Source organism: Burkholderia sp. HI2500, from assembly GCF_002223055.1.
Taxonomy (GTDB): domain Bacteria; phylum Pseudomonadota; class Gammaproteobacteria; order Burkholderiales; family Burkholderiaceae; genus Burkholderia.
In genome coordinates, this window is sequence record NZ_NKFL01000006.1 from 855,220 (window position 1) to 872,637 (window position 17,418).

The 17,418-nt window shown below is 68.6% G+C and carries 14 protein-coding genes; 8 read left to right on the forward strand and 6 right to left on the reverse strand.

Going from position 1 to position 17,418, the window contains the following annotated elements:
• Positions 1-15: 15 nt before the first annotated feature.
• Positions 16-1,149, forward strand: a complete 1,134-nt coding sequence (locus tag CFB45_RS21590) for a transporter substrate-binding and LysM peptidoglycan-binding domain-containing protein (RefSeq protein ID WP_089427294.1) — start codon at positions 16-18, stop codon at positions 1,147-1,149.
• A gap of 94 nt (positions 1,150-1,243) precedes the next feature.
• Here the strand turns inward: CFB45_RS21590 and CFB45_RS21595 are convergent, their stop codons facing one another.
• Positions 1,244-2,332: a calcium:proton antiporter gene (locus tag CFB45_RS21595; RefSeq protein WP_089427295.1), complete on the reverse strand. Its 1,089-nt coding sequence runs from the start codon at positions 2,330-2,332 to the stop codon at positions 1,244-1,246.
• 551 nt (positions 2,333-2,883) lie between these two features.
• Between CFB45_RS21595 and CFB45_RS21605 the strand changes: the two genes are divergently transcribed.
• The 5 genes from CFB45_RS21605 (at position 2,884) to CFB45_RS21625 (ending at position 8,652) form a co-directional block, all read left to right on the forward strand.
• Complete coding sequence (locus CFB45_RS21605) at positions 2,884-4,440, forward strand: 3-hydroxyacyl-CoA dehydrogenase (protein ID WP_089427297.1); 1,557 nt, start codon at positions 2,884-2,886, stop codon at positions 4,438-4,440.
• A 59-nt stretch (positions 4,441-4,499) separates the two neighbouring features.
• Positions 4,500-5,822: a phenylacetate--CoA ligase PaaK gene (paaK, locus tag CFB45_RS21610; RefSeq protein WP_089427298.1), complete on the forward strand. Its 1,323-nt coding sequence runs from the start codon at positions 4,500-4,502 to the stop codon at positions 5,820-5,822.
• A 38-nt stretch (positions 5,823-5,860) separates the two neighbouring features.
• Complete coding sequence (locus CFB45_RS21615; RefSeq protein WP_089427299.1) at positions 5,861-6,661, forward strand: enoyl-CoA hydratase-related protein; 801 nt, start codon at positions 5,861-5,863, stop codon at positions 6,659-6,661.
• Positions 6,662-6,810: 149 nt separating this feature from the next.
• The gene (locus CFB45_RS21620; RefSeq protein ID WP_089427300.1) at positions 6,811-7,482 is read left to right on the forward strand and encodes a MarC family protein; all 672 of its coding nucleotides are present in this window, start codon (positions 6,811-6,813) and stop codon (positions 7,480-7,482) included.
• A gap of 189 nt (positions 7,483-7,671) precedes the next feature.
• Positions 7,672-8,652: an aldo/keto reductase gene (locus CFB45_RS21625; protein WP_089427301.1), complete on the forward strand. Its 981-nt coding sequence runs from the start codon at positions 7,672-7,674 to the stop codon at positions 8,650-8,652.
• Between the two features lie 20 nt (positions 8,653-8,672).
• Here the strand turns inward: CFB45_RS21625 and CFB45_RS21630 are convergent, their stop codons facing one another.
• The 4 genes from CFB45_RS21630 to CFB45_RS21650 form a co-directional block, all read right to left on the reverse strand.
• Complete coding sequence (locus CFB45_RS21630; protein ID WP_089427302.1) at positions 8,673-9,539, reverse strand: CPBP family intramembrane glutamic endopeptidase; 867 nt, start codon at positions 9,537-9,539, stop codon at positions 8,673-8,675.
• A 74-nt stretch (positions 9,540-9,613) separates the two neighbouring features.
• Positions 9,614-10,270 (reverse strand): VC0807 family protein, encoded by a 657-nt coding sequence (locus CFB45_RS21635; protein WP_089429076.1) that lies wholly within the window; start codon positions 10,268-10,270, stop codon positions 9,614-9,616.
• Positions 10,271-10,424: 154 nt separating this feature from the next.
• The gene (locus tag CFB45_RS21640) at positions 10,425-12,362 is read right to left on the reverse strand and encodes a sensor histidine kinase (protein ID WP_089427303.1); all 1,938 of its coding nucleotides are present in this window, start codon (positions 12,360-12,362) and stop codon (positions 10,425-10,427) included.
• Positions 12,363-12,806: 444 nt separating this feature from the next.
• Complete coding sequence (locus CFB45_RS21650; RefSeq protein WP_089427305.1) at positions 12,807-13,871, reverse strand: 2,3-butanediol dehydrogenase; 1,065 nt, start codon at positions 13,869-13,871, stop codon at positions 12,807-12,809.
• A gap of 474 nt (positions 13,872-14,345) precedes the next feature.
• Here CFB45_RS21650 and CFB45_RS21655 point away from each other — a divergent pair, with 474 nt between their 5' ends.
• Both CFB45_RS21655 and CFB45_RS21660 read left to right on the forward strand, forming a co-directional pair.
• Complete coding sequence (locus tag CFB45_RS21655; protein WP_089427306.1) at positions 14,346-15,557, forward strand: MFS transporter; 1,212 nt, start codon at positions 14,346-14,348, stop codon at positions 15,555-15,557.
• A 38-nt stretch (positions 15,558-15,595) separates the two neighbouring features.
• Positions 15,596-16,075: a DUF3331 domain-containing protein gene (locus CFB45_RS21660; RefSeq protein WP_089427307.1), complete on the forward strand. Its 480-nt coding sequence runs from the start codon at positions 15,596-15,598 to the stop codon at positions 16,073-16,075.
• Positions 16,076-16,099: 24 nt separating this feature from the next.
• Here CFB45_RS21660 and CFB45_RS21665 read toward each other — a convergent pair whose 3' ends face one another.
• The gene (locus CFB45_RS21665) at positions 16,100-17,302 is read right to left on the reverse strand and encodes a GNAT family N-acetyltransferase (protein ID WP_089427308.1); all 1,203 of its coding nucleotides are present in this window, start codon (positions 17,300-17,302) and stop codon (positions 16,100-16,102) included.
• Between the last annotated feature and the right edge of the window lie 116 nt (positions 17,303-17,418).

Genomic DNA, 17,418 nt, shown 5'->3' on the forward strand with positions numbered 1-17,418 from the left:
TGCAGGCTCGCAACCATGAAAAAACTTCTTGGCGCCATCGCATTTCTGGTCGTGCTCGTCGGCGTATGGATCGTGCATCAGGGCGGCCTGTCGACGCTGATTCCCGCGCATGACGCGGCCCCGGCCTCGACGTCCGCGCAAAGTGGCGACAGCGGCCCGTCCACGCAGACGTCGCCGTCGTCCAACGTGCTGCCGGCCGGCTTCACGCCGCAGGCCAGCGCGCTGAAATCGATTGCAGAAAACGGTATCGTGCGGATCTCCGTGCAGAACCCGAGCGAACCGTTCTTCGGCGAGGACAAGGGCACGCCGCACGGCTTCAACGTCGAATTCGCGCGGCTGCTGTTCGCGGATCCGTCGTTCTCGCACGGCGGCAAGCCGGTCGTCGTCGATACGCGTCACGAGGTCGACACGTATCCGGGCGTGCCGAAGCAGCTGCTCGATACGGATGCGAAGGGGAACCACGTGGTCGACGTGGCGATGGACGGGCTGACGTTCCCGGACAACACGCCGTCGGGCATCGTCTATTCGGTGCCGTACGTCGACGATTTCGGCTATTCGCTGATCGTGCGGCGAGGCTCCGCGATCCGCTCGACCGACGATCTCGCGGGCAAGACGGTCGGCATCCTGAAGGGCGACCCGGACGTGCGTGCGTTCGTCACGCGCCAGTATCCGAACGTGAAGTTCGTCGAGGTCGACGATTCCGATCCGGCCTTCATCGCGAAGAGCATCGACGGCCATGCGGTCGACGCGTTCATCTACGACTATCCGTTCGCGGTCAGCTCGATCAAGGACACCGACCTGAAGTTCGCGGTGACCAAGCTCGACGGCTCGAACATCGCGTACAAGATCGGCGTGCGCGCCGACGACCAGGATCTGCTGATCTACCTGAACGCCGCGATCGCGAAGCTCAAGCAGTCGCCGCAGTATCTCGACCTGCTGCGCAAGTACTTCGTCAGCGACCAGGCGGTGACGACCGCGGCCGCGTCGGGCGAGCATACGTACGTGGTGAAGGCGGGCGACACGCTGAACCTGATCGCCGCGAGCAAGCTCGGCAGCGGCCAGCGCTATCGCGAGATTCAACGCCGCAACAACCTCGCCAACCCGAACCTGATCCTGGCGGGCCAGCATCTGGTGATTCCGGTGCGGTAACGGCGGCGTGACGTGAACGAAGGAAGCGGAAGGGACGTGAAGGACGGCGCGTGGCCCGGCGGAGAGGATCCGCCGGGCCGCGTGCTTTTCTGCGTCAATGCGTGATCGACAGGAACAGGTAGGCAGCGAACAGCGACAGGTGCACGACGCCGTGCAGCACCGTCGTACGCCCCTGGCTGAGCGTCAGCGTGCTGACCAGCAGGGTGAGCGCCAGCAGCACGGTTTCCATCGGGCCGATGCCGAGCGTGAGCGGCTGGCCGACCCAGATGAACACGGCCGCGACGGTCGGGATCGTCAGCCCGATACTCGCGAGCGCCGAACCGAGTGCGAGGTTCATGCTGGTCTGCAGGCGATTCGCACGCGCGGCGGTGACGGCCGCGAGCGCTTCCGGCAGCAGCACGAGCGCGGCGATCACGATACCGACCGCGGCCTCGGGCGCGCCGAGCTTCATCACCGCATGCTCGACGGCCGGCGACAGCAGCTTCGCGAGCAGCACGACCGCGACGAGACTCACGAACAGCAGCACCAAGCTGATCAGCGCAGTGCGGCCGCTTGGCGGCGCCGCATGCACCGATTCGTTCGCGCTGTCGTGCCCGGTGAGGAAGTAGTCGCGGTGGCGCACGGTCTGCACGAACACGAACGCGCCGTACAGCACGAGCGACGCCACGCCGGCGAATGCGAGCTGCGATTTCGAGAAGAACGGGCCCGGCGCGGCGCTCAGGTAGTTCGGCATCACGAGCGACAGTACCGACAGGGAAGCCAGCACCGCGAGCGCCTTGCTGGCGCCGCGCCCCTGGAAGTCCTGCTCGCCGTGCTTCCACGCGCCGACCAGCAGGCAGATACCGACGATGCCGTTGCAGATGATCATCACGGCGGCGTACACGGTGTCGCGGGCGAGGCCCGATTTCTCCGGGCCCGCGCCGAGCATCACCGACACGATCAGCGCGACTTCGATGACGGTCACGGCGATCGCGAGCACGAGCGTGCCGAACGGTTCGCCGACGCGGTGCGCGACGACTTCGGCATGGTGGACGGCGGCGAACACGGCGCCGGCGAGGGCGGCGGCGAACACCGCGATGACGAGGCCTTCGGCCGGTACGACGCGCGACAGCGCGAGAACCAGCCAGGCGGCAAGCGGGGCCACGAGGGTCCAGCGCGGGAGCTGGTTGGACGAGAGCGGCATGAAGGGTTTCCTTATGCGAGTGGCGGCGCGCGACGCGCCGTCACGGGTTGACGAAGCCCGGCCGTACTATCCGCCGAACGAGGATGATGAAACCGAAGGAGGGCGGCACGCAACGGTGCTGCCCGGGGTTCGCCGCCATGAGGCGGCGAGGGGCGCGGGCGGGCCGGAGCCCGTCGCGGGATGAAACGATTCGATGCGGCCGGCCGCGAACGACGAGGCGAGCACGTGTGACGACGCACGGGCCGGAGGCTCGGTTCCGACCCTGGAAGGGCGGCCGGCAATGGACGGCGGTGGCGACGTGACACGCGGTTTCCCCCTGAAATCCGGCAGTTTGTCGAATTTTATCAGGCGTTTGGGGGTCACTATCTCATATTCGAATGCTTTCATAGACCTTTCGGTTTACAAAAAGTGCCCCGGCCTTTCGATTTTTTTGTCTTTGCAGGTTTCGTAACGGTCTCTTGCACGACAAATTCGGGCTCGCCCTGACATAAATCTACCGACCGGTCGGTTTATAATCGCTCGCACCTCCACTTCATGACGGATCGCAAGCGATGGCTGTTTCTTCTGCACATTCGGTGAACTCGGGCGCGCTGGCGCCATCGGCCGTCGTCGGCGTGATCGGCGCCGGCGCGATGGGCGCGGGCATCGCGCAGGTCGCGGCGGCGGCCGGCCATGCGGTGCTGCTGTACGACCTGAACGAAGCCGCTTGCGACAAGGCGCTGGCCGGCATCCGCGCGCAGTTCGCGCGGCTCGCGGAGAAGGGCCGGCTCGAACCGGCGCAGGCCGATGCGGCCGGCGCCCGGATTCGCGCGGTGCGTGAACTGGCCGATTTCGCGGGCGCCGCGCTGATCGTCGAGGCGGCGGCCGAGCGGCTCGACGTGAAGCGCGAGATCTTCGCGACGCTCGAGCGCCATGTCGATGACGCGTGCCTGCTGGCCACCAATACGTCATCGATCTCGATCACGTCGATCGCGGCCGGGCTGCGTGTGCCGCAGCGCGTCGCCGGCCTGCATTTCTTCAACCCGGCGCCGCTGATGGCGCTCGTCGAGGTGGTCAGCGGGCTCGCGACCGCGCCGGAAGTCGCGCAGGTGCTGGTTGCGACCGCCGCCGCGTGGGGCAAGCAGCCCGTGATGGCGAAATCGACGCCGGGCTTCATCGTGAATCGCGTCGCGCGGCCGTATTACGCAGAGGCGCTGCGCGTGCTGAACGAGCAGGGCGGCGCGCCGGCATCGATCGACGCGGTGATGCGCGAGGCCGGCGGCTTCCGGATGGGGCCGTTCGAGCTGATGGACCTGATCGGCCACGACGTGAACTTCGCGGTGACCGAATCGGTGTTCCGCGCGTATTTCAACGATCCGCGCTACACGCCGTCGCTGATCCAGCAGGAACTCGTGAACGCGGGCTTCCTCGGGCGCAAGTCGGGCCGCGGCTTCTATTCGTATGCGGACGGCGCGACGCCGCCCGCACCCGATCTCGAAGCGCCGCGCGACGCGCCGGCCGACGTCGCATTGTTTGCGCAGGACGGCCCGGCCGCCGCGCTGCATGCGCGCTTCGCCGAACGCATTCCGGGCGCCCGGCAGGCCGGCGCGCATGCCGACGACCTGCTCGCGACGGCCGGCCGCGCATCGATCGCGCTGACCGACGGCCGTACCGCGACCGAGCGCGCCGCGCAGACGGGCGCGGCTGATCTCGTGCTGGTCGATCTGGCGCGCGATTACGCGCAGGCCGGGCTCGTCGCGCTGACGCGCGCGCTCCAGTGCAGCGACGCGGCCTATGCGGACGCGGTCGGCCTGTTCCAGCACTCGGGTTTTCGCGTCGTCGGCGTCGCGGACGTGCCGGGCATGGTCGCGATGCGCACCGTCGCGATGCTCGCGAACGAGGCGGCCGACACGGTGAACCAGGGCGGGTGCTCGCCCGCCGATCTCGATCTCGCGATGGAGAAGGGCGTGAACTACCCGTGCGGCCCGCTCGCGTGGGCCGATGCGATCGGCATCGGCCGCGTGCATCGCGTGCTGTCGAACCTGGCGGCGAGCTACGGCGAGGACCGCTATCGCGTGTCGCCGCGTATCGCCGCGCTGCATGCGGCCGGCCGCACGTTCCGGTCGTAGCCGTCGCCCCCGTCACTTCGAACACGATAACGACATCACTCCATTGGAGGAGCACCCCGATGACTCACCCGACGCATCCCGCCGCCGCCCTCGAGCCGATCGAGACCGCCAGCCGCGACGAACTGCAGGCGCTGCAGCTCGAGCGCCTCAAGTGGTCGCTGAGCCACGCGTACGACAACGTCCCGCACTATCGCCGCACGTTCGAGGCGGCGGGCGTGCATCCGGACGACCTGAAGTCGCTCGCCGATCTCGCGAAATTCCCGTTCTCGACCAAGCACGATCTGCGCGACAACTATCCGTTCGGGCTGTTCGCGGTGCCGCGCGAGCAGGTCGTGCGCGTGCACGCGTCGAGCGGCACGACCGGCAAGCCGACGGTGGTCGGCTACACCGCGCGTGACATCGACACGTGGGCGAACGTGACTGCGCGCTCGATCCGCGCGGCCGGCGGCCGCCCGGGCGACACGCTGCACAACGCGTTCGGCTACGGGCTCTTCACCGGCGGGCTCGGGATTCACTACGGCGCGGAACGGCTCGGCTGCATGGTCGTGCCGATGTCGGGCGGGCAGACCGAGAAGCAGGTGCAGCTGATCCGCGATTTCGAGCCGAAGATCATCCTCGTCACGCCGTCATACATGCTGAACCTGATCGACGAGATGGTGCGGCAGGGGATGGACCCGGCCGAATCGTCGCTGAAGATCGGCATCTTCGGCGCCGAGCCGTGGACGCAGGCGTTGCGCGAGGAAGTCGAGACGCGCGTGGGCATCGACGCGCTCGACATCTACGGGCTGTCGGAGGTGATGGGCCCGGGCGTCGCGTGCGAATGCGTCGAGACGAAGGACGGCCCGGTGATCTGGGAAGACCATTTCTATCCGGAGATCATCGACCCGGTCACGGGCGAAGTGCTGCCCGACGGCAGCCAGGGCGAGCTGGTGTTCACGTCGCTGACGAAGGAGGCGATGCCGGTGATCCGCTACCGCACGCGCGACCTCACCGCGCTGCTGCCGCCGACCGCGCGCGCGATGCGCCGGCTCGCGAAGATCACGGGCCGCTCCGACGACATGCTGATCGTGCGCGGCGTGAACGTGTTCCCGAGCCAGATCGAGGAGATCGTCGTCGCGCTGCCGCAGCTGTCGGGCCAGTTCCAGATCACGCTGTCGCGCGACGGGCACATGGACCGGCTCGACCTCGCGGTCGAACTGCGCTCCGAAGCGGCCGCGTCCGTCAGCGAAAGCGATCGCACGGCGCTCGCGCGCGAGTTGCAGCACCGGATCAAGACGATGGTCGGCGTGTCGTCCGGCGTGACGGTGCTGGCCGCGGGCGGCATTCCCGCGACCGCGACCGGCAAGGCCCGGCGCGTGATCGATCGCCGCCAGGCCGCCTGATTCCCCTGTTTGCCGTTCAACCCGAGGAAACCTGTTCAATGGATGGATTGAAGACCCTGGCCGTCACGGTCGATGCGCGCGGCATCGCAACCGTCGCGCTGCAGCGCGGCGACGTGCTCAACGCATTCGACGAGACGATGATCGCCGAACTGACCGACGCGTTCGCCACGCTCGGCCGGCGTGACGACGTGCGCGCGATCGTGCTGCGTTCGGAGGGCCGCGCGTTCTGCGCGGGCGCCGACCTGCAGTGGATGCAGCGCGCGAGCGCGAACGATGCGGCCGCGAACCTGCGCGATGCGGAGCGGTTCGCCGCGATGATGCGCGCGATCCGGCAATGCCCGAAACCGACGGTGGCGCGCGTGCAGGGCCATGCGTTCGGTGGTGGCGTCGGCCTGTGCGCGGCGTGCGACATCGTGATCGCGAGCGATCACGCGCGCTTCTCGGTCAGCGAGGCACGCTTCGGGATCCTGCCGGCCGTGATCGGCCCGTATCTGGTCGAGGCGGTCGGCCAGCGCCAGGCGCGCCGCCTCGCGCTGACGGCGACCCAGCTCGCCGCGGGCGAAGCGGTCGCGATCGGCCTGATCCACCAGGCCGTGCCGCTCGATGCGCTCGACGAAGCGCTCGACCGGACACTCGCCGAACTCGGCCGTAACGGCCCGAACGCGCTGACGGAGATCAAGCGTTTCTTCGATGCGATCGGCGAGTATCCGCCGTCGGACGAGCGCGCGGCGTTCACCGCGCAGACGATCTCCCGCGTGCGGGCGACGCCGGAAGCGAAGGAAGGCTTCGCCGCGTTCTTCGCGAAGCGGCCGCCGGCCTGGGAGGCGGGCACCGAGTAACGGGAAACCGAGGGGAAACCAGGGCGAAACGGCGGCGCTCGGCGGTGCAGCGGGCCCGGCCGAATTTTGCGGCTCGGGCGCGGGCGCTTGCTCTACAATGCGTGACCTCCGGCGTGCTGCCGGCCCAGCCCCGACCGATTCTTCATCCGATGATCGTCAACCGCCTTATCTCCGAGATCCTGTTCGGCTTCACCGGCCTGATCGGCCTCATCAACCCGATCGGCATCGCGTTCCTGTTTCTCGAACGAACCGAGGCGCTCACCGAGCAAGAACGCGATCTGCTCGCGAGGAAGGTCGCGTTCAACGCGTTCGTCGTGCTGATGGTCGCGTTCTTCGCCGGCACGCCGGTGCTGCATTTCTTCGGGATCTCGATGGAAGCGCTGCGGATCGGCGGCGGCTTCGCGGTTGCGGTGGCCGGCTGGCAGATGCTGAACGAGCCCGACGGGCCGGGCGGCGGCGACACGCCGGTCAAGCCGATCGACGCGAACGCGATCATGACGCGCGCATTCTTCCCGCTGACCATGCCGCTGACGGTCGGCCCCGGCTCGATCGCGACCGCGATCGCGCTGAACGCGAACCGCACGCACAAGCTGTCGGAGTTCGCGCTGTCGAGCATCGTGTCGATCGCCGTCTCGGTGCTGGTGGCGATCGTGATCTGGCAGGTCTACAGCCGCTCCGCGCTGCTGTCGCGCTACCTCGGCAGCGAAGGCACCAAGGTCGCGAAGCGCGTGTCGGCGTTCCTGCTGCTGTGCATCGGCGTGCAGATCATGCTGACCGGTTTTTCCGCGTTCCTGCAGCCGATCGCCGACCAGGTCAAGTAAGCAAGCAGCCCGCGCCGCTGCGCACGTGCTGCGCGGCCGGCGCCCGTACAACCTCGCGCTGACGACCACTCCCTTCGCACCTTGCGGCGACACCGCACGCATTTTTGCCGCCCGGGATACCATGCGACGGTCCGGCGGATGCGCGGCGCGCATCCGGCCGTCAGCTCAACTTCAATGGCGAGGCGTGCAATGGAATACGTGAAATTCGGATCGACGGGGCTGGAGGTGTCGAAGCTGGTGCTGGGTTGCATGACGTTCGGCGAACCGTTACGCGGCACGCATCCGTGGACGCTGCCGGAAGCGCAGAGCCGTCCGATCATCCAGCGGGCGGTCGAAGCCGGCATCAACTTCTTCGATACCGCGAACATGTATTCCGACGGCACGTCGGAGGAGATCGTCGGCCGCGCGCTGCGCGATTTCGCGAAACGCGACGACATCGTGATCGCGACCAAGGTGTTCTACCGGATGCGGCCCGGGCCGAACGGCGCGGGGCTGTCGCGCAAGGCGATCATGACCGACATCGACCAGAGCCTGAAGCGGCTCGGCACCGACTATGTCGATCTCTACCAGATTCACCGCTGGGACGACGGCACGCCGCTCGAGGAGACGCTCGAGGCGCTGCACGACGTCGTGAAGGCCGGCAAGGCGCGCTATATCGGCGCGTCGTCGATGTTCGCATGGCAGTTCGCGAAGGCGCTGCACACGTCGAAGCAGCACGGCTGGACCCGCTTCGTCAGCATGCAGAACCACCTGAACCTGCTGTATCGGGAAGAGGAGCGGGAAATGCTGCCGCTGTGCGAAGACGAAGGAATCGCGGTGATTCCGTGGAGCCCGCTCGCGCGCGGCCGCCTCACGCGCAACTGGGACGAGTCGACCGAGCGGCAGCAGAGCGACGCGGTCGGCCAGCGGCTTTACGATGCGACGGCGGAGTCGGACAAGGCGGTCGTCGATGCCGTGGCGGCGATCGCGGCCGCCCGCAACGTGCCGCGTGCGCAGGTCGCGCTTGCCTGGGTCGCGCAGAAGCGCGGGGTCACCGCGCCGATCGTCGGCATTTCGAAGCCGCAGCAGCTGGACGACGCACTGGCCGCGCTCGAACTGAAACTGACCGACGACGAGATCGCGACGCTCGAACGCCCGTACGTGCCGCACGCGGTCGCCGGGATCAACTGAGCGGCGCCGCCGCGCGGCCGTCAGCGCGCGGCGTCGAGCATCGGGTAGGTGAACAGGCCGAAGTGGATGACGTTCAGCCCCGCATGCGCGAGCGCGGACGCGAGCAGCCCGCCGCGCCGCCAGGCGAGGCCGTAGCCGATGCCGGCCACCGTGCCGAGCACGATCCATTGCCAGCCGCCGGCGGCGTGCGCGGCGCCGAACAGCACCGCGCCGATCGCAAGCGCGGCCCACGGCCCCCATGCGAACGCGCGTAGCGCACGCGTTAGCCCGCCCTGCACGTAGCCGCGGAACAACGCTTCCTCGGCGAGCGTCACGAGCAGCAGGTTGTTCACGAGCCACAGCCAGCCCGACGGCGGCCATTTGGGCGCCCAGCCGACCATCCCGATCGCGAGCGCGCCGGTCAGGCACGCGGCCGCCGTTGCGACGGCCGCCACCGCGCCGGTGCGCAGCGCGCGCGACAGCGGGACGTCGGGGGCGACCCACGGCAGCACCCATACCAGCCACAAGCCGACGAGCGGCTTGTCGAGATTCAGGTACATCGTGAACGGCACGGCATCCGGCGTGAAGCGCGTCGGGCCGATCACGCGCGGATTGTGGAAGCCGGGAATCAGGTGCAGGCTGAGCGCGATCGCGACGGCGGCAAAGACGACGTGCGCGGCGATGCGCACCGCGCGTGGGCGCTCGGGCATCACGCCCCAGGCTGCCGCGCCCAGCAACGCGAGCGGGGCCAGCGCGAGCGGCCCGAGCTTGCCGAACGCCAGCGCGCACGCATAGCCGAGCGCGGCGAGGCCGACGCTCAGGCCGTGCTGCGGGCGATGCCACGCGAACGCGGCGGCCGCGAACAGCGCGAGCCAGATCGTGGCGGACGGAAGGAGCGAAAGGGACATGACAGGAGCGGCATTCGTCGGACGAGACGCCGCGCATCATACAGCAGCCGGCTTGCGATGCCGGTGGAGAGCGGTCAGCGGCCGGCGGTTTCGGTGACGCTGTCGCGGCCCGGGACGTGGACGCTGTTGCGCTCGCGCATCCGCCGCCGGTACCAGAACGTCCACAGCAGCAGACAGCCGAACACGGTGTAGCCCATGATCGGCGACACGACCAGCACGCGTTCGACCGGCCAGGTCACGACCATCCAGAGGCGCAGCAGCATTTCCAGCGTCATGAACGCGCCCCACACGAAGGTCATCCGCCGGAGCATCTGCCGCAGCCCCGGCTGCGCTTCCCAGACGGTTTCGAAATGCGCGGCGCCGCCATCCATCTCGCGGGCCACCGTGGCGCGGGCCAGGTAGAAGATCAGCGGGCGTTCGCGGAACAACGACAGCAGGAACACGACGCCGATCGTGCCCGACGCGAGCGATTCGCGCATCAGCAGCGTGCGCGCGCTGCCGCCGAGCGCCATCCCGAGGATCGACAGCGCGATGCCCAGCAGCACGATGGCCGCTACCGCATCGACGCGGCGCGAGCGGATGAATTCGACGATCGACCAGACGATCGGCGGGACCGCCGACGCGTACAGCGCGCCGGTTTCGCCGAAAGACGGCTGCGCGGCCCGGTAGGCAATCCAGGGCAGCACCAGGTTGACGAAGAGTTCGAGAATCAGTCCGGCTCGCGGTTTCACGGTGAGCAATTCCACGCAGGTTGGGGCGAACCTGCAAAGGGCGTGGTGGCCCGCGGTTGCCCCGAAAAGGGTTCGATTGAGTATATCGAAGAATCGGGCCGGGCTGCGGTGCCGTGTCGGCCGCGTGCCGTCGGCGCCGGTGTCGGTGCCATCGTCATGGAAGCCCCGCGGCCGGCAGCGTGATCGTGACCGTGGTGCCCTGCAGCATGACGCTGTGCACGTGGATCGTGCCTTCGTGCCGCTCGACGACGGTCTTGACGAACGCCATGCCGAGCCCGACGCCGCTGGTTTCCGGCTGGCCGGCGGTGCGGAAGCGCCGGTAACGCTCGAACAGCCGCGTCTGGTCCGCGCTGCTGATCCCGCACCCGCTGTCGCGGATCGTGCAGCGCACGGTCTTGCCGTCGGCGCCCGGCTCGACCCTGCATTCGATGCTCGTCAGCGACGCGCTGTACTTGATGGCGTTGTCCAGCAGGTTGATCAGCGCGCGCGACAGCAGTGCCGGGTCGCCCAGCACGATCGTGTCGTCGCGCCGCGGCACGTCGTCGATCGACATGGATTTCCGGTGCGCGAGCGGCCACACCGCGTCGCGTGCCTCGTTCATCAGGTCGGCGAGGTTGACCGGCACGCGCTCGTAGTCGCTGGCCTCCGCACGCGAGAGCTGCGCGAAGCCGTCGGCCAGCGCCAGCGTGTGCCGCGCCAGCTTGCCGATTCTCGCGAACTGCTGCTTCATCTGCACGTCGCCCGCCCGTCGCGCCTGCGTGTCGATCAGGATGATCAGCGAGGTCAGCGGGGCGCGCATGTCGTGCGAGAACAGCGTCAGCATGTCGTTGCGCTGGCGCTCGAGCATGTCGCGGCGGACGGTCGCGTGGCGCAAGGTTTCCAGTGCGTCGTGGATCTGCGTGATCTCGGGCCCGATGCCGCGCGGCATCGCGACGTGCGACGTATCGCCATCGCTGAGCGCGACGATCCGGCGGCCGAGCGCATCGAGCGGCTTCGACAGCAGTCGCTGCACGCCGCGCGCGAGCGAGGCCAGGATCGCGACGCACAGTGTCGTGGCGAACGCCGACAACGCGACCTTGATCCGGGCGGTGTTCCGGCCGCCGATCGCGCGACGCCGGGCCAGGTCGATCACGTGGTCGCGCAGCCGCTCGCTCGGCCGGAAATGCGGCACGATCGCGCGGGAAAAGTCGGCCGCACTCATCGCATAGACGCCGTTCTTGCCGCCGGCGACGGCCGCGTCGACGAGCGGCAGGATGTGCGCGTCGAAGGCCGCGTTGAGCTGCGCGTATTCGCGCGCCACGTCAGGGTCGTCGAGCTGCGCGCCGATCGAGCCGTCGATCAGCGCGCGCAATTGCTCGATGCGGCCGCGCATCCGCATGATGTCCGCGAACTGCGTGCGCTCGAGCGCCTGCCGCGCGAACATCGGCGCAATGAGCAGCGAGCCCGTGCGGCCCGCGTATTCGCGAAGATCGCCGAGGAGCCGCGCGAGCAGGATCGCACCCGAGGTGCGCGGGTCGCCCATCGCGGTGTCGGTCATGGCGCCGTCGATCAGCAGCGACAGCGTGTCGACGATCCGGAACAGGCGCGCCTGCGCGTGCTGGATATCGTGAACGCCGCGTGTCGCGCGCGGCCGCATGCCGAGTGCATCGACTTCCATACGCGCATCGGCGAGCGTGATCCGGACCGAGTCGAGTGCATGCAGCAGGGTGCTGCGTTCGCGATCGTCGAGCACGGTCGCTTGCGCGATGCCGCCGCGAAAATGGTCGAGCGCCTGGTCGGAACGCACGCGCGCGGCGAGCAGGTGGCGGATCTCGATCGCGCCGTCGTCCTGCGGGCGCACCAGCAGGTCGTTCGTCGGGCCGCGTTCGGCCGAGATCACGTTGGCGGCGCTCATCGCGCCGCGGACGAATTCGAAGCTCTGCAGGTCGGCGTTCTCCTGCCGGTATTGCCGGACACTCCCCCAGATGATCGTGCCGCACAGCAAGGCCAGCAGCGTGGTGACGAGTGCGAAGCCGATATGGGTCTTCTGCTGGATCGTCAGCGATCGAATGTTATATGCGCGTTCCCGGCTAAACGAGAATGAACGATTCATGACACACCATGTTTGCAAGCTATCCCGGGTGGGCCCGTATTCTCGGCCTGTCGGCGCCGCGACACCGTAAGGTTTTGTGGGGGGCGGGGGCCGCCTTCAAGGGGGCGGCAACGATCCCGGCAGGGAGGCCGGATCGTGCCTTGCACAGGATCACCTTGCGTCAGTGTCCTGTCGACATCGGACGAATCGCGCTTGATCCGGAGAAACCCTGAGCGCGCATCGAACCAGCGGCGCATTACGACGGATGGTTTGGATTGCGAATGTTTCTGGTCGTCATGTTCGAACGAAGCGCGGCACGAAGTTCGCGACGGACGAAGGCGGCAAGGAGGGGGCGCTGGAAGGGAATGGCTGGCAGGCGCGCCGCCTGCGCACGGGCGACGCTCCAGGGTGACGCTTGCAGCCCGCGTGCCGCGGCGCGAATCGCTGCCGCGGCCGCGCGTGCGGTCAGGTGAGGGCGGGCTGGACGATGATCTTCACGTTCCGGTCCTTGTTGTTGACCAGTTCCTCGAAGCCATGCGAGACGATGTCGCCGAGCGCGATGCGTCCGGTGATGAGCGGCTGCACGTCGATGCGGCCATCCGCGATGAAGCGGATCACGTCCGCGAATTCGCCGTTGTACGCGAGCGAGCCGATCACTTCCTTCTCGGTCGACACGATGTCGAAGAAGTTGAACGGCGCCGGCTCCTCGAAGATGCCGACCATCACCGACTTGCCGGCCTTGCGGATCACGTCGATCGCGAGCTTCGCGGTGGTGGTGTGGCCGATGCACTCGAACGACACGTCGGCGCCGTAGCCGCCGGTCAGCGCCTTGACTTCCGCGATCGCGTCGGACGTCTTCGGATCGATGACCACGCTCGCGCCGACCTCCAGCGCCTTCTGCTTGCGCGCGGCCGACATTTCCAGCGCGATCACGCGCCCGGCGCCCGCGGCCTTCGCGCACATGATCGTGCACAGGCCGATCGTGCCCGCGCCGACCACGACGACGGTCTGCCCGACGATGTTGCCGGCCTTCTTCACCGCATGCAGCCCGACCGCGAGCGGTTCGATCAGCGCGCCGGCCTCGGTCGGGAAGTCGTCGGGCAGCTTGTACAGCAACTCGGCCGGCACGTTCACGTATTCGGCGAATGCGCCGTTGTTCATCAGCCCGGTGAACGCGAGGTTCTCGCAGATGTTGTACAGCCCATGCTTGCAATACCAGCAGGTGCCGCAATGCTGGCAGGCGTCGGCCGTCACGCGGTCGCCGACCGCGTAGCCCGTCACGCCCGCGCCGAGTTCGGCGATCTCGCCGCTGAACTCGTGGCCGAGGATGCACTGGCCCTTCAGGCCCGTCAGCGGATGCGGCGCGTCGACCGGGATGAAGACCGGGCCCGCGACGTATTCGTGCAGGTCGGAGCCGCAGATCCCGCACCAATGCACGCGAATCGTCACCCAGCCTGCCGGCGGGCGCTCGGGAACGGGAACCTGTTCGACGCGGATGTCGTGTCGGCCGTGCCAGACGGCGGCTTTCATGCTCGGGGCGGTGGTCGTTGCCGGTGTACTCACGTTGCTGTCTCCATCAGGTTGTCGTCGGGCGCGAGGCGTGGCTGCCGGTGCGCCCGTCGCGCGAGTGCGCGAACGACCGGTATGCAGGAACGGGGCCAGCTCGAGTGGGGGCGCCGGACGGCGATCGGACGGGATGGGAACGATGCGATGCACCATTTACCGGCTCGTTGACAGGGAATGATTTGACGGAAGCAGGGGTGAAATTTGCTGCGGAAGCAAAAACTCCGGCCGGGTGAGACGCTGGGACGTTCGTCTCAGCGCAATGAGACGAATCGCGAGACGCACGTTGCCACGCCGATCCATTGCCGCGATCGGCGGAACGGATCGTTGCGCACATTACCCCTTTACTTGAAGTTAACTTCAATTTGTATCATGTGCGCCAGTCCGATCGCGGACGCGTGACGCATCCCGTTGCACGCAGCCGTTTCAACGGAGGGGGAGATGACCGAATCGCCTGTCGCGGCCGATGCCGCCACGCTGCCGTCGCGCAGCTACCGGGCCGCCGTCGCGAACGTCGTGCTGGCGAGCATCGTGTCGGCGCTGCACGTCGGCAAGGCGACGATCGCGTTGCCGTCGCTCCAGCACGAATTCGGCGGCTCGCTCGCGTCGCTGAGCGGGATCATGTCGGTGTTTCCGTTCGTCGGCGTGTTCGGCGGCATCGCGGCCGGCCTGCTGGTGCGACGCTGGGGCGACCGGCTGCTGCTGATCGCGGGCCTCGTGATCCTCGGCCTGTCGAGTGTCGCCGGCGCATGGGCCGGCAGCTTCACGCTGTTGCTGGCCACGCGTTTCGTCGAAGGGCTCGGTTTCGTGATCGTGGTGGTTGCCGCGCCGGCCGTGCTGAATCGCGTGACGCCGCCCGAGCGGCGCAATCTCGTATTTGGCCTGTGGAGCACGTTCATGCCGGTCGGCATGGCGCTGTCGATGCTGGTCGGGCCGCTGCTCGGCGGCTGGCGCAACGGCTGGCTCGCGGCTGCGGCGCTGACGCTCGTCGCGGCGGCTGCGGTGCCCGTCACGACGTCGGCGGATGCGCCGTCGCGGCAGGCCGGCGCCCCGCGCGTCGGGCCCGCGCTGCGCGACGTACTCGCGTCGCGCTCGACCACGCTGCTGGCGCTGGGGTTCGCCACCTACAACGTGCAGTTCTTCGCGGCGATGACGTTCCTGCCGGTGTTCCTGATGCAGCGCCTCGGCGTCGCGGTCGGCGCCGCGGGGTTGATCAGCGCGGCGATCGTCGCCGCGTGCGTGATCGGCAACCTGACGGCCGGCTGGCTGTTGTCGCGCGGCGCACGGCCCGGGATCGTGATGGCCGCGACGTCGGTCGCGATCGGCGCGGCCGGCGCGGGGCTCTTCAGCGCGGCCACGCCGGCGCCGCTCGCGGTGGCGCTGGGTTTTGCGTTTTCGGCGATCGCGGGGATGCTGCCCGCGACGATCCTCGCGTGTACGCCGGGCTCCGCGCCGACGCCGTCGCTGGCGCCGCTCAGCATCGGCTGGGTCGTGCAGGGCAACTATCTCGGGCAGGTGATCGGGCCGCTCGCGATCGGCTCGATCGTCGGCGCATTCGGCTGGTCGGGCGGCATCGGGCTGATGCTCGCGGCCGCGGTCACCGGCGCGGCGATCGGCCTGTCGCTGCTGCGCGAACCAACGGGCCGGCGCTGAGCGCGGCGCCGTTCAACCTGCACGGAAATCCGTCAAGCATGCTCAACACCATGGAAAGCCTGATTTGCGAAGCAGACCCGCCGTGCGATGCGCCGGCATGGGTCGAAGACGATGCGATGCCGCCACGTGGCGGCGTCGCGCATCCGCTCGGGACGATCGGCCGGGCGCCGGGTCCCGACCACGCCGCGGCGGCCGTCTCGCCGTTGCGCCCGCAACTGTTCGTCACGGTGCTGGAGGCCGACGACCACGCGTTGCTGATCCGCTGGGTCGAGAGCGGCCGGTGCCATTACGGCGAGCAGCGCTGGCGCTTGCGCGTCGCGTTGCAGCCGGGCCGCTGCGCGATCTCGGGGCAGCCGATCGAGCCGGGCGAGCCGGTGTTCCGGCCGGTGCGGCGGCCCGTGCCGGCCAATGGCGACGAGATGATCTGCCCGGCGGCGGTGCCGGGTGCGGCCGGCCTGGCAGGTGACGCCGCCCCGGAGGGCGACGACGCGCGCGAGCCGGCCGACGTTTCCCGTTGAACGCCGGCCGGCTGCGACGCCGCGTTACTTCTTCACGTCGTGCCGGTACTGGATGAACCCGGCGTTGTTCGCGAGCTTGTCGTACAGCGCGCGTGCCGTCGTGTTGGTTTCGTGGGTGAGCCAGTACACACGGCTCGCGCCGGCTTCGCGGGCATGTTCGTACACGGCCTCGATCAGCGCGCCGCCTGCGCCTTGCCCGCGTGCGTCGGGTGCGGTGTACAGGTCCTGCAGGTAGCAGTACGGCCCTTCGGTCCAGCACGAGCGGTGGTAGATCGCATGCACGATCCCGACCAGCGCCCCCGAGGCGTCGAATGCGCCAAGCACGAACATCGGCTCGGCCGGATCCATCAGGCGGGCCCACGTCGTTGCGAACACCGCGTCGCTCAGCGCGGTGTCGTAGAACTTCTGATAACCCTGCCACAGCGGGCGCCACGCGGCTTCGTCGGCGGCGACGAGCGGGCGCACCGTGACGCGCGTTGCGTCGTTCGCGCGGCTGGCCGCGTCGCGCGCGCTTGCCTGCGCGTGGCGGATCGCGGTGAGCGACCGGCGCTGCTCGCCCTGCGCGTCGAAGTTTTCCGGGGCGAGCCACGCGTCGAACGCGGCGCGCACATCCGGCCATTCGCCGTCGATGATCGAGAACCACGCGGTGTCGCGATTGCGGCCGCGGTAGATGATCGCCTGCCGGAACGTGCCTTCGTAGCGGAAGCCGAGCCGGGCGGCGGCCTTGCGCGACGGGAGGTTCAGGTCGTCGCACTTCCATTCGTAACGCCGGTAGCCGAGCGTGTCGAACGCGTACTTCATCAGCAGGAACTGCGCTTCGGTCGAAACGGGCGTGCGCTTGAGCAGCGGCGAGAACGTGACGGAGCCGACCTCGATCACGCCGTTGGCCGGATCGATGCGCATCAGCGCGAGCGTGCCGACCGCGCGGCCGGTGGCGCGGTCGATCACCGTGTAGTGCAGCGGATCCGGGCTCGCCTGCGCGGTACGCGCGTACTCGCGGTAGCTCGCTTCGTCGGCGTACGGGCCGTGCGCGAGATAGGTCCAGTCGCTGCCGTCCGGCGCCTGCGAGTAGGCGGCGTGCAGGTCGGCCGCGTGGCGCTCGGCGTCGAGCGGTTCGAGCCGGCAGTAGCGGCCTTCGAGCACGATGCGCTCCGGGCGCGGGCGCGCGGACCAGTCGGGAACGGGGTGGCCGATGGGTTGCTGGAAAGCGTTGGTGAGCGTGGACAAGGTCGATCTCGCTTCGGTTGGCGGCCGGCGACATGCCGGCATGCAGACGATCGTAGTCGCGGCGAGGTACCATGAGAAGCGCCAGAGATCGGCAAATTTATGGTGCCACGATTGAT

Coding starts and splice junctions, on each gene's coding strand:
- CFB45_RS21590 (WP_089427294.1), top strand. CDS start 16: ATGAAAAAACTTCTTGGCGCCATCGCATTTCTGGTCGTGCTCGTCGGC.
- CFB45_RS21595 (WP_089427295.1), bottom strand. CDS start 2,332: ATGCCGCTCTCGTCCAACCAGCTCCCGCGCTGGACCCTCGTGGCCCCG.
- CFB45_RS21605 (WP_089427297.1), top strand. CDS start 2,884: ATGGCTGTTTCTTCTGCACATTCGGTGAACTCGGGCGCGCTGGCGCCA.
- paaK (WP_089427298.1), top strand. CDS start 4,500: ATGACTCACCCGACGCATCCCGCCGCCGCCCTCGAGCCGATCGAGACC.
- CFB45_RS21615 (WP_089427299.1), top strand. CDS start 5,861: ATGGATGGATTGAAGACCCTGGCCGTCACGGTCGATGCGCGCGGCATC.
- CFB45_RS21620 (WP_089427300.1), top strand. CDS start 6,811: ATGATCGTCAACCGCCTTATCTCCGAGATCCTGTTCGGCTTCACCGGC.
- CFB45_RS21625 (WP_089427301.1), top strand. CDS start 7,672: ATGGAATACGTGAAATTCGGATCGACGGGGCTGGAGGTGTCGAAGCTG.
- CFB45_RS21630 (WP_089427302.1), bottom strand. CDS start 9,539: ATGTCCCTTTCGCTCCTTCCGTCCGCCACGATCTGGCTCGCGCTGTTC.
- CFB45_RS21640 (WP_089427303.1), bottom strand. CDS start 12,362: ATGAATCGTTCATTCTCGTTTAGCCGGGAACGCGCATATAACATTCGA.
- CFB45_RS21650 (WP_089427305.1), bottom strand. CDS start 13,871: ATGAAAGCCGCCGTCTGGCACGGCCGACACGACATCCGCGTCGAACAG.
- CFB45_RS21655 (WP_089427306.1), top strand. CDS start 14,346: ATGACCGAATCGCCTGTCGCGGCCGATGCCGCCACGCTGCCGTCGCGC.
- CFB45_RS21660 (WP_089427307.1), top strand. CDS start 15,596: ATGCTCAACACCATGGAAAGCCTGATTTGCGAAGCAGACCCGCCGTGC.